Source organism: Frankia sp. CcWB2, from assembly GCF_977927585.1.
On record NZ_CDWRCM010000051.1, the window covers coordinates 8,739 to 20,675 of the forward strand.

Annotated in this window: 8 protein-coding genes and 1 pseudogene; 1 reads left to right on the plus strand and 8 read right to left on the minus strand. The window is 71.0% G+C overall.

Going from position 1 to position 11,937, the window contains the following annotated elements; genetic code table 11:
* Together ACY45C_RS07855 and ACY45C_RS07860 are read right to left on the minus strand one after the other, a co-directional pair.
* Positions 1–1,489, minus strand: a 1,489-nt coding sequence (locus ACY45C_RS07855) for an ATP-binding protein (RefSeq protein WP_462186967.1), incomplete at its 3' end; no start/stop codon positions are given.
* Positions 1,490–1,777: 288 nt separating this feature from the next.
* Positions 1,778–2,026, minus strand: a complete 249-nt coding sequence (locus tag ACY45C_RS07860) for a hypothetical protein (RefSeq protein WP_462186968.1) — start codon at positions 2,024–2,026, stop codon at positions 1,778–1,780.
* A 1-nt stretch (position 2,027) separates the two neighbouring features.
* Here ACY45C_RS07860 and ACY45C_RS07865 point away from each other — a divergent pair, with 1 nt between their 5' ends.
* Positions 2,028–2,564: a hypothetical protein gene (locus tag ACY45C_RS07865; RefSeq protein ID WP_462186969.1), complete on the plus strand. Its 537-nt coding sequence runs from the start codon at positions 2,028–2,030 to the stop codon at positions 2,562–2,564.
* Between the two features lie 87 nt (positions 2,565–2,651).
* Here the strand turns inward: ACY45C_RS07865 and ACY45C_RS07870 are convergent, their stop codons facing one another.
* From ACY45C_RS07870 to ACY45C_RS07895, 6 genes and pseudogenes are all read right to left on the minus strand, one after another.
* Positions 2,652–3,068, minus strand: coding sequence for a hypothetical protein (locus ACY45C_RS07870; protein WP_462186970.1), 417 nt, complete (start codon positions 3,066–3,068; stop codon positions 2,652–2,654).
* A 125-nt stretch (positions 3,069–3,193) separates the two neighbouring features.
* Positions 3,194–4,567, minus strand: a complete 1,374-nt coding sequence (gene wecB, locus ACY45C_RS07875) for a non-hydrolyzing UDP-N-acetylglucosamine 2-epimerase (protein WP_462186971.1) — start codon at positions 4,565–4,567, stop codon at positions 3,194–3,196.
* A gap of 212 nt (positions 4,568–4,779) precedes the next feature.
* Positions 4,780–7,563: an aconitate hydratase AcnA gene (acnA, locus tag ACY45C_RS07880; protein ID WP_462186972.1), complete on the minus strand. Its 2,784-nt coding sequence runs from the start codon at positions 7,561–7,563 to the stop codon at positions 4,780–4,782.
* A gap of 366 nt (positions 7,564–7,929) precedes the next feature.
* Positions 7,930–9,210 (minus strand): glycosyltransferase, encoded by a 1,281-nt coding sequence (locus ACY45C_RS07885; protein WP_462186974.1) that lies wholly within the window; start codon positions 9,208–9,210, stop codon positions 7,930–7,932.
* Between the two features lie 63 nt (positions 9,211–9,273).
* Complete coding sequence (locus ACY45C_RS07890) at positions 9,274–10,383, minus strand: glycosyltransferase (RefSeq protein ID WP_462186975.1); 1,110 nt, start codon at positions 10,381–10,383, stop codon at positions 9,274–9,276.
* Positions 10,384–10,590: 207 nt separating this feature from the next.
* Positions 10,591–11,934: pseudogene (locus ACY45C_RS07895) on the minus strand (nucleotide sugar dehydrogenase).
* Between the last annotated feature and the right edge of the window lie 3 nt (positions 11,935–11,937).

Genomic DNA, 11,937 nt, shown 5'->3' on the forward strand with positions numbered 1-11,937 from the left:
CCATGACCGCCTCGGCCGCCTGGACGAGCTGGTCGTACGCCCGGGTCGGATGACCGGACCAGGTGAGCACCCGGCCGCGGACCAGCTCGACGTCGGCTCGCACGAGCGGCCCGCGGGCCAGCCGCGCCGCCTCGTCGGCCCAGGCTGCCGCATCCTGGGACAGGCCGCCGAGATGCGCGTCGGCGGCAGCACGCAGGACGCGGTCGACCCGGGTGGCCCGCTCGGAGGTCAGTGCGGCGGAGCGGTGCCACGCCCGTGCCGACGCGCCGTATCCCCCGCGTCGGCGCGTCCGGACGGCGACCTCGGCAAGCGCGTCGGCCACCCCGTCGTCCGGACCGCCAGCCGCGGCGGCCAAGTACCACACCCGCGCATCACCATGGGAGACCTCGGCGAGTGCCTGGTAGGCGCGCATGCGCGCCGACAGTGCGGCGTGGCGCAGCACGAAGGGCCCCAGCATCGGATGGGCGAACTCCAGCGTGGCATCGACGCCATCACCGCCGCCGACGCCGCCGTCCGCGGCGGCGACCCTGACCAGACCCGCGTCGTGGGCGGCGTCCAGATCGGCCAGGGTGAGAGCGGCTGCGGTCACGGCACGGGCCAGGGCTCCCACCGACGTCGTGCGGCTGGCGGCGAGCACGACCAACGCCTGCCTGGTGCGTTCGGGCAGCCCGTCCAGCCGGTCGGACCAGGCACGCTCCAACTGACGTCCCGGCGGCGGCAGCTCACCGAGCGGTTCCTGCCCAAGCAGCTGGGCCTCCCCCAGCGAGGCCGCCGTCTCCAGCAGCGCCGATGGGTTGCCGGCGATCCGCCGGACCAGGTCGCCCAGCACGTGCGGGGCCATCCGATAACCGTGCTCGCGGATCAGCTCGCCGCACGCCTCGGTGGACAGCCCGGCGACCTCCATACAGGGCAGGCCGGACCGCTCGCACAGGTCGGCGGTATCCGAGCGGACCGTCATCACCATCGCCACCCGTTCCACCGCCAGCCGGCGCGCGACGAACAGCAGCGCCTGCTGCGACGGCGGGTCCACCCATTGCAGATCGTCGACGAGCACCACGAGCGGATGCCTGTCCCCGGCCGCGGCCAAGACGTTCAGGGTTCCCGCGCACGCGGCGTACGGGCTCGTTGACACCCCCTCCGCGAGCGCCAGGCATACCCGCAGCGCCACCCGCTGCGCGTCAGGGAGATCCGGTAGATGTTCCCGCAGCGGCAGCACCAGGTCCGCCAGCGCGGCGAAAGGCAGCGTGCTCTCCGACTCGACCCCGCGAAGCTGGAGCACCCGGGCGGTGGCCGCCCGGGTGCTGGCCATCCGGGCGGCATACCGCAACAACGCGGTCTTCCCCACCCCGGGTTCACCCCGCAGAACGAGGGCGGATCCGCGCTGCGCCACGGCCGCGAGCAGGCCGTCGAGGAGACGACACTCCTTTTCCCGGCCTACCAGTGGATGCATACCGGTAGAGTCGTCGATGGTGGCCTTTGCCCCTTTCACGACAACCGTCCTTCCCCCGTGACGCCGTTGTCCACCAACATCATCCTGCCGTGACCAGAACGGTCGGCAAAGGGACTTTAAGCACAGAAGTGAACGACGGTGTCCGGAACCGCCGGGGATTCCCGGACGCGGTTCGGCCCTCGGTGTGTTGACCTGGGAGAACCGGGAGAAGCCGTACGGAGGGGTGTCCGGTGCCCGACCCAGCGCCATTGACGATCCGGCCGTCACGCCCGGTTACCCACGCAGAGAAATGATCCCGATGTTGCCCGTATATGACCGGACTTCTACTCACTCCCGGTAATTCCCACGGAAGCTGAGATGCGTCCCCGTCGTCGCCTGGACTGCGTTCAGATCAAGGTGAACCTCACCGGGCCGTGGATATCCGCCGCGCGTGACGCTCTGGCGCTCACCGCCGAGCTGGGCATCGGCCGTCGGGTCTGCTTCTGCGCGGACCCGGCTGGAACGGCGGAACGCGGCGGAATAGCGCTGCTCGACGAGGGAATCATCCTGCGGCTGCGGCAGTACGGTGCCGGACACGGTGATGCGACGGTCAGGCTCCGGCCGGCCCGGCGATCCCGGCTGGCTCGGCCTGCGCCCCGACCGCGTCGCGGTGTTCCGGATGGAGGCGGACTGGACGGGGGAACGCAGGGTTCCCGCGGCCTCGCTGACCGCACACCCGGAAGCACGTCGGGTGACCGACGTCCTCGTCGGCGCGACGTCGCCGCGGGAACTGTTCTCACCCCGCCAGCGCCGGTTCCTTCGCGAGTACGCGGACCGCCCCATCGACCTGGACAGCCTGTCCGTACTGGGCCCACTCGACGGTGTCCGCTGGAACACCCCGGTTCCGATCCCGGTGGCGGGTTTTCCCGTGGCGGCCGAGAGATGGCGGCTCGCCCCCGGTCCCGGCGACCGCGGGCTCGATCTGCTGGAATTGTCCATCCGGGTTGAGCCGGATGGTGCCCAGATCGCCCAGATCGCCTTCGAGGCCGCCCTGCGCCGCCTCGGGCTCGACATCGAGGAGGACGAGGAGACGAAGACCCGGCGCGCCCTGGCCCTGCTGACCGCAAGACCCTGATAGCGCGAGGTGGCCCCGGCGGAGATCCTCCGCCGGGGCCACCGTCAAACAATCGGATCCGATGTCCTCGTGAGGAGCCGGACCCGATCAGGGTGAGACGATGAACGAGGGGCTGATCGCGACCGTGGTGTTGACGAACCGTCCCGACGCCACCTTGAGCGCGGCGATGACGTCAAGGGCGTCCCCATCCTCCGCAGCATTCGCGAACCAGGGTGCGGAGATTGGCACCGTCAACGGCTTGTTGAAGGCCTTCCTCGGGTCCCCCGGCTTGACCGGAATCTTGCCGATCACGTTTCCGGTGGCCACGACGACGAACCGGCTCAGGTTGCGAACAGAAACACTGAGCGTGTATTCGGCGCCACCGAAGTCAATCAGGCTCTCCCCGATCTCGACGTCGGCGATGACATCGAAGGCCTTGTCATCCGCGATGACATCAATGGTGTTGTTGGTACCACTGTCGACGGCGTAGACCGACTTGACGGTGGCGTCCCACTGCCCGGGCATGACGGTATTCCTCCCCAACTGATACCGCTGACGGCGTGTCGCTTTTCAGTCTGGGAAACGGGAACGGGGGCGCGCGTCAGGGAGATCCCTAAAAAGCTGACTACCGTGCCCGGGACGGGGAGGGTTCAGTGGCTCTCGGCGGTGGTGGCGGGAGCGGCCGGACTCGGCCCGGCGGACGGGCCGGGGTCGCCGTACCAGACCGTCCGGCGGATGTGATCGACGTAGCTGACGATGATGTGCAGCACCCGGCGGGAGACGTCGTCGACGTCGTAGTCGGCGACGACCCGGGGGCGGCGGTCGCTCTCCGCCTCCCGGACGACGAGCTCGACCGCGTCGAGGATCCGGTCGGGGCGCAGCACGCTGGAGACGCCCACGCCGCGGTCCATGCCCTCCGGGCGCTCGTGGGCCTCCCGGATCAGCACCGCAGGGAAACCGACGAGGGACGCCTCCTCGGTGAGCGTGGCGCTGTCGGACAGCACGCACAGCGCGGACCGCTGCAGGGCGAGGTAGTCACAGAATCCGAACGGCCGGCAGAAGCGCACCCGCTCGTCGATGAGCGGGAAGTGTCCGGAGCGGCGCAGCGCCGAGAGCCGCTCGCGGGTCCGCGGGTGGGTCGAAACGATCACCGGCAGCCGGTAGCGGGCCACCAGCCGGTTAAGGGTGTCCAGCAGCGCCGACAACGTCTCGGGGCGGTCGACGTTCTCCTCCCGATGGGCGCTGACGAGCAGGTACCGGCCGACCTGCACCCCGAGGGTGGCGAGCACCGACGAGGTGTCGATGAGCGGCGCGTAGTGGGTGAGCACCTCCTTCACCGGCGATCCGACGACGAAGACCCGCTGCGCGGGCAGTCCCTCGGCGAGCAGGTGACGGCGGGCATGTTCGGTCAGGGCGAGATGCACGTCGCTGAGGTGATCGACGACCCTACGGTTGATCTCCTCGGGAACCCGCTGGTCGAAGCTGCGGTTCCCGGCCTCGAGATGGAACACCCCGATGCGCCGGCGCTTCGCCGGGATCGCGGCGAGGCAGGTGTTCGTGTCGCCGTAGAGCAGCACGGCGTCAGGCTCCTCGGCGGCGAGCACCGGGTCCACCCGGGCGATGATCCTGCTGATCGTCTCCGCGGGCGTGGCTCCGGCGGCCTCCAACATGTGGTCCGGTCGGCGGATGCCGAGCTCCTCGAAGAAGATTCCGCTCAGTTCGTGGTCGTAGTTCTGGCCCGAATGGACCAGACACAGGTCGACCGCCTGGTCGAGGGCGGCGATCACCCGGCTAATCTTGATCACCTCCGGCCGGGTGCCGACGATGACCATGACCCGCAGGCGCCGCCCGCGCGGTCCGGCGGCGTCGTCCGCGGCCGGCCCCGCCCGGGCCACGGCCGGCTGGGGGCGGCGTGGCCAGGGCCCGCTGGGCTGGGGGACGATCGGGGTGACCCGCTCACCGGGGATTCCCGACGGAACCGTCGGTACCGAGGGCCCACTCTGTTCCGGGGTGCCACGCGGCATTCGGACTTCCCCCTACCGCAACGGATGGTGACGATCGGACGGCACGGCCGTCCGTGTTCACCCAGCAAGCTTATCACTCTCGGTAGTACGTAAATTACCCAGCACGCCGACCAGGGCGAGGGAGGAGCGCACGAGGCGCGACAGGCGACAGGCGGGCCGGCGGGCGGGGCCGGCGGGAGCGAACCCGCCGGCCCCGGATCATCGGCCGTGGGCTACAACAGCGAGCGCAGGACATACAGCAGGATCCCGCCGTGGCGGTAGTACTCCGCCTCGCCGGGGGTGTCGATCCGCACGACCGCCTCGAAGGTCTTGTCGCCGGCACGTACCGTGAGGGACGGGGTCCTCTCGCCCACCTCGGCGAGGCCCGTGATGGTGAACGTCTCCTCCCCGGTCAGGCCGAGCGACTCCACCGACTCGCCGACGGGGAACTGCAGCGGCAGCACGCCCATGCCGATCAGGTTCGACCGGTGGATGCGCTCGTAGGACTCGGCGATGACCGCCCGCACGCCGAGCAGCGAGGTGCCCTTCGCCGCCCAGTCCCGGGAGGATCCCGAGCCGTACTCCTTACCGGCCAGGATCACCAGCGGCACACCCTCGGCGGCGTATTTCTGCGCGGCGTCGTAGATGGCCAACTGCTCGCCGTCGGGCAGGTGCCGGGTGACCCCGCCCTCGGTGCCCGGCGCCAGCCGGTTGCGCAACCGGATGTTGGCGAACGTGCCGCGGATCATCACCTCGTGGTTGCCGCGCCGCGACCCGTAGGAGTTGAAGTCGGCGGGCGCGACCCCGTGCTCGGTAAGGTAGCGGCCGGCAGGCGAGTCCTTCTTAATCGAGCCAGCCGGGGAGATGTGGTCGGTGGTGACCGAGTCGCCGAGCACCGCCAGCACCCGGGCGTCGATGACGTCGGTCCGGGCCTCCGGCTTCGCCGCCATCCCCTCGAAGTACGGAGGGTGCCGGACGTAGGTGGAGTCGGGCGCCCAGGCGAACGTCCGCGACGCCTCCCCGCCATCACCGACCGGCAGCGAGCGCCAGCGCTCGTCACCGGACAGGTCGGCGTAGTCGGACTCGTACATCTCGGACTGGATGGCGTCGCCGACGACCGCGGCGACCTCGGCCTCGCTCGGCCAGATGTCACGCAGGTAGACGGGCTCCCCGCCGGTGCCGGTGCCCAGCGGGTCGGTGTCGAGGTTGATGTCCATCGTGCCGGCCAGCGCGTAGGCGACCACCAGCGGCGGGGACGCCAGGTAGTTCATCTTGATGTCGGGGTTGATCCGGCCCTCGAAGTTGCGGTTACCCGACAGCACGCTGACCACCGCCAGGTCCGCGTCGTTCACCGCGGCACTGATCTCCTCCGGCAGCGGCCCGGAGTTACCGATGCAGGTGGTGCAGCCGAACCCGACCAGGTTGAAGCCGACCTTGTCCAGGTAGGGCACGAGCCCCGCCCGCTCGTAGTAGTCCATGACCACCTTCGAGCCCGGCGCGAGGGTGGTCTTCACCCACGGCTTGCGGGTGAGCCCCTTCTCGACGGCGTTGCGGGCCAGCAGGGCCGCGCCGACCATGACCTGCGGGTTGGACGTGTTGGTGCAGGAGGTGATGGCCGCGACGGCGACGGCACCGTGGTCGATCTCGACGCTCGTGCCGTCGGCGAGGGTGACCGCCGTCGGGTTGGACGAGCGGGCGGCGACGTCCCCGGCCACGGCGTTCACCGAGATCGGGGCGTCGGAGGGCTTGTCGGCGAATGCGGCCGCCGAGTCGGAGGCCGGGAAGGACTCGGCATCCGCCTCGTCCGCGCCACCGTTCGTGAGCACCAGGGGCTGGGCGTAGTCGACCAACGCCGCCCGGAAGGCCTGCTTCGCGCTCGCCAGCGGCACCCGGTCCTGCGGGCGCTTGGGCCCGGCAAGCGACGGCTCGACGGTGGACAGGTCCAGCTCGAGGGTGGTCGTGTAAGCGGCCTCGCGGCTCGGGTCGTGCCAGAGGCCCTGCTCCTTGGCGTACGCCTCGACCAACGCCACCAGCTCCGCGCGACGGCCGGTGAGCCTGAGGTAGTTCAGCGTCTCCGCGTCGATCGGGAAGATCGCGCAGGTGGAGCCGTACTCGGGGCTCATGTTGCCGATGGTCGCCCGGTTCGCCAGCGGGACGTTCGTCACGCCGTCGCCGTAGAACTCGACGAACCGGCCGACGACGCCGTGCCGACGCAGCATCTCGGTGATGACGAGCACCATGTCGGTCGCGGTGGTGCCCGTCGGCAGCTCGCCGGTCAGCTTGAAGCCCACCACAGTGGGGATGAGCATGCTCACCGGCTGGCCGAGCATGGCGGCCTCGGCCTCGATGCCTCCGACGCCCCAGCCGAGCACACCGAGACCGTTGATCATCGTGGTGTGGCTGTCCGTGCCGACGAGGGTGTCGGGGTAGGCCAGCGTCCCGTCGGCCGTCTGCTTCGTGAAGACGACCCGGGCGAGGTGCTCCAGGTTGACCTGGTGCACGATGCCGGTGTTCGGCGGGACGACGGTGAAGTTGTCGAACGCCTCCTGACCCCAGCGCAGGAACTGGTAACGCTCCCGGTTGCGGCCGAACTCCAGCGCCGCGTTGAGCTCGAACGCGTCCGGCCGACCGAAGTGGTCAGCGATGATCGAGTGGTCGATCACGAGCTCGGCGGGGGCCAACGGATTGATCTTCGACGGGTCGCCGCCGAGGGCGGCCATCGCCTCCCGCATGGCGGCAAGGTCCACCACGCACGGCACGCCGGTGAAGTCCTGCATGATGACGCGGGCGGGCGTGAACTGGATCTCCTGGCTGGGGGCGGCCGAGGGATCCCAGTTCGCCAGCGCCCGGACGTGGTCCGCGGTGATGTTCGCGCCGTCCTCGGTACGCAGAAGGTTCTCCAACAGCACCTTGAGGCTGTAGGGGAGTCGATCGGCCCCGGGCACCGCGTCCAGCCGCCTGATCGTGTAGGTGCGATCACCCACCACGAGCGATCCGGTACTGCCGAAGGTGTCCATCGTTCTCCTTCTCGTCGCCCACCGCCCGCCACCCGCGAGCGGCGGGGCTCGCTCCCATGGCCCCGCCCGGCTGGCCGCACCGTGGTGACGCCGGACCCACGGTCCCGGGTGGGCACGCATCCGGCGTCTGCCTGCCTCGGCCAGCTCCGTCCCATCCTGGCATTCCGGCGCGTCTCGCACCGCGCCCGCGGCGCTGTGACCCCGCCGACCCTCCGGGTCGGCGGGAACCGCCGGGGCCTCCCGAACAAGGTCGCCACAGCCGACTCCGGCAATTATTTAACACTGCTAACAGTATCGGAGGCTACCGGCAGTCCCTGCCCACAACGGCGGAATGTTCGGCGACAATCATCCCACCTGCGGGTAAACTCATTCTTCCGGTACCCGGGTGCATCCCGGCACACTCCGGCCCGGGCCGGAGCACGCGTGCCACGACCGCGCGCCGCGCACGGCCTCGTGCAGGGCAGCGACGACGTCCTGGCTCAACGACCGGCGATCCAGCAGCTTCTCGGCCCGTGCCCGCGCGGCGAAGCCGCGGTCGCGCGCGGCGGGTGCCCGCCGGCCGGCCGCAGCGTCGGTGAGACACTCCGCCACCGCCACCGCGTCGCCGGGTGCCACCAGCCAGCCGGTCTCGTCGTCCACCAGCTCGCTGATCGCCCCGACCCGCGTCGCCACGGTCGGTACCCCGCAGGCCGACGCCACCCCGACGGCGCCGTAGTCCTCCACCCGGGAGGGCACCACGTTCACATCGGCGGCGGCGTAGTACGGCCGCACGTCGCGGACACCGTGCACCCAGCGCACCGCCGCCGCGCCGGGAAGCGCCCCGGCCCAGGCCCGGACCCGCTCGCGGTAACGGGCCGCGGCCTCGTTCCGCCGGCCGGCGACATCCTCTCCGTCCTCGGGAGCCCCGCCCTCGGGAGCCCCGTCGACGAGGATCAGGGTGCCGCGGCCGCCCAGCTCGACGAACCGCGACCAGGCCGCCAGCAGTACCTCGTGGCCCGCCACCCCCCGGCCCGGATGGACAAGACGACCGGGCGGGTGGAAGCGCGCCACCTGCACCGCCACGAACCCGTCCTCGGGCAGACCAAGATCCGTCCGGGCCGCCCGGCGCTCCCGGTCGTCTGCCGGCGTGAACCGGTCCAGATCCACGCCGTAGGACACGGTGCGCAGGCGGCGCACCGGCTGGCCGAGCGCGGCGTAGCGGCGCCGGACGTCGGAGGTCGGCGCGATCAGCAGGTGATCGAGCCGGCAGAGCACCCGCTCGACCGGCCGGATCAGCGGGTGGTCCAGGTGCAGAGGGTTCGCGACCATGTACACGCGGGTGATCGTGGTGCCCACGGTGGCGAGGCGGGCGGCCACCGCCGAGGCGTAGTGGTGGTAGTGGACGACGTCCGCCCCGAGCGCGGCCAGCTCCGCCCGCAGCCGGAGAATCCCGCCGGCCTGACGGCGGATCGTCGCTCCCCGGCGCGGCACGGGGCTCGCGACGACCTCCACGCCGCCCGCGGTCAACTCCCGGGCCAGCGGACTGTCGACGTGGTCGGGCGGGGGCATCAGAACGATGACGTGGTCCCCACTCTCCTGTTCGGCGACGGCGTGCGCAACGGGCCACCGCGGGCCATCCCCCGCCTCGAGCAAGGTGACGATCTTCATCGTGGGCGGTCCTCTCTGGTCGTGGCCGGGCGGTGGCGGTACCCGGGCGGGCGGGGACGCCGACTACGACCACACCGCCGCGATGTCGCGTTGCCAGTGCTCCATCGTGAACGGGGACCGGCGCAGCAGACGCATCGCCTCCCGGCGCTGATCAATGGTCGGGGGAACGGCGGTGAGCATCTCGGCGGTGCCGGCCCAGACCGCGTCGGAGATGCGCAGCGGCAGGATCGTCACGCCGGGGAGCAGCCGGGCGATCTCGTCGACCCCGGGCAGGTCCGCGGAGAGCACGGGCGTCCCGACCGCACAGGCCTCGAGCACGATGCCGGGCAGGCCCTCGTGACGGGAGGTGACCAGCAGCAGCGAGGCCGCGACCAGCAGGCGCGGGATCTCGAGCACCTCGCCGGTGAACTCGACGTGGTCAGCGACGCCGCACCGGGACGCCAGCGCGACCAGCCGGGCCGTCTCGGCGGCATCCTGACGACCCACGAAGAGGAGCCGGGCGTTCACGGACCGCCCCCGCAGCGCCGCGAGGATCTCCACGGCCCGGTCCCGGTTCTTCGCCGAATCCGGGCAGGCGACGTGGACGACGGTGACAAGCTCCTGATCGTCCTCGGCGAGTTCCTCCGCGCGGCGGCGGGCCGCGATGGCGACGCCGACCGGTTCCAGCTCGACGCCGTGGTAAATAACGCGGCAACGAGGGTCGAGCCGCCAGTTCTCCCGCCGCAGACCCCGCATCACCGCCTCGCTCACTGCGACCAGATGGGTGGCGAACCGGTCGAGCAGCAACCGGCCGACGATCCGCCGCACCCGGCCGCCCAGGCTGTCGCCGTGCCGGTCCGGGGCATCGGCGAGGTAGGCGACGCGGCGCCGAACCCCCCCGAGCCGGGCCAGCGCGAGGACCACCCCGGAGAGGATCGTCACGTCCGCCTGCACCACCTCCGCCTGCACCACGTCCGGGCGTACCTGGCGCAACAGCCCCAGAAAGGACCATGGAAAGCGCCAGTCGGCCCGGCAGTGGTACACCTCGCCGCCGAACGCCCGGATCTCACCGTCGAACGCCCCTGCCGCGCCGGGCGTCACCGCGAACAACAGCCGGAACTCGTCCTGGTCGAGGCGGCGGAGCAGGTTCACGGCCCCCAGCTGGATGCCGGAGCGATCCGTCCGGTTCAGCACCTTCAGCACCGTTATCGGGCCCCGGCGCCTGCGCCCGCTTGGCCGGTGATGGAACCACGCGTCGGTGGCGACGACCCGCATGGCATCCGCCCCTCCGCCCGCACCCTCTCGATGACGATAATTTTCAGTTATCATTAAACTACATAAAGATACGGGAAGATGTGGGGCGCCGCGAGGGTGCGAAGGCGTCAGAGGGTGGGGAGGGCGTCACAGGGGTTCCACGGCGAACGCGAGCTCGTCGTGCCGCGCAACCTGCGCCGGTATCACCGGGTGTCCCCCGCCGGCTGCCACCGGCCGGCGGCCCCGGTCGTGCGTGGGCAGCCAGTGCCGGGTGTCGAGGACCGCACGGGCATGCCGTGCTACCTGGTCACGGTCGAAGGCGTCGTGGTCGACCAGGAGCACCACCAGATCCGCGGTCGCGAGCTCCCCCGCACCCACCTCTACCAGGGTCACCCGGGGCGGCAGCCGGGCCGCGTCGACGTGCGGGTCCGCCGCCCGCACGTGGGCACCGAGGTCAGCGAGCAGGGTGGCGACCCGCGTCGCGGGCGACTCGCGCGCATCCCCGGTGTTCTTCTTGTAGGCAAGTCCCAGCAGCAGGATGCGACTGCCCGCGACCGACCGTCGCCGGGCGTTGAGCATCTCGGTGACCCGCCGCACCACGTGGTCGGGCATGTGGTCGTTGATGTCGTTGGCGAGCTCGACGAATCGGAAGCTGCGGCCGAGGCTGCGGCGCACCCGCCAGGACTACGACGGGTCGATGGGCAGGCAGTGGCCGCCGACCCCCGGGCCGGGAGTGAACCGCAGGTACCCGAACGGCTTGGTGGACGCCGCGTCGATCGCCTCCCACACGTCGACGCCGAGTTCGTGCGCGAACATCGCCAGTTCGTTCACCAGCGCGATGTTGACATGCCGGAAGGTGTTCTCCAGCAGTTTGGTGAGTTCGGCGGTCCGGGTCGAGCCGACCGGAACCGTCCGCTCGACCACGGTGTCGTAGAAGGCGCTCACGGCCGCCAGGGAGTCCTCATGCACCCCGGAGATGACCTTGGGGGTGTTCACCAGGTTCCACACCCGGTTACCCGGATCGATCCGCTCCGGCGAGTAGCCGAGATGGAAGTCGATACCGGGGTGCAGACCGGAACCCTCGGTGAGCAGCGGGGCGAACAGCTCCTCGGTCGTCCCCGGATAGGTCGTCGACTCCAGGATCACGGTCACGCCCGGCCGGACCAGCGGCGCGAGGCTGTGCGCCGCGCCCACGATGTAGGACAGGTCGGGAGCCCCCTCCCGCAACGGGGTGGGGACGGTGACCACCGCGACGTCGAACCCCGCGGCGCGGGCGTAGTCCGACGTCGGCTCGTACCGGCCCGACTCCAACGCCGCCGCGAGCTGCCTGTCGGGGATGTCCTCGACGTAGGACCGCGCGGCGGCCAGCTGGGCGACACGGCTCGCGTCCACGTCCACCCCGACGACCCGCCAACCCACATCGACCGCCCGCATCGCGAGCGGGAGACCGACGTATCCCTGCCCGACGACCACCAGTTTCTTCGAAGTCATACA

Coding starts and splice junctions, on each gene's coding strand:
- ACY45C_RS07885 (WP_462186974.1), bottom strand. CDS start 9,210: ATGAAGATCGTCACCTTGCTCGAGGCGGGGGATGGCCCGCGGTGGCCC.
- ACY45C_RS07870 (WP_462186970.1), bottom strand. CDS start 3,068: ATGCCCGGGCAGTGGGACGCCACCGTCAAGTCGGTCTACGCCGTCGAC.
- wecB (WP_462186971.1), bottom strand. CDS start 4,567: ATGCCGCGTGGCACCCCGGAACAGAGTGGGCCCTCGGTACCGACGGTT.
- acnA (WP_462186972.1), bottom strand. CDS start 7,563: ATGGACACCTTCGGCAGTACCGGATCGCTCGTGGTGGGTGATCGCACC.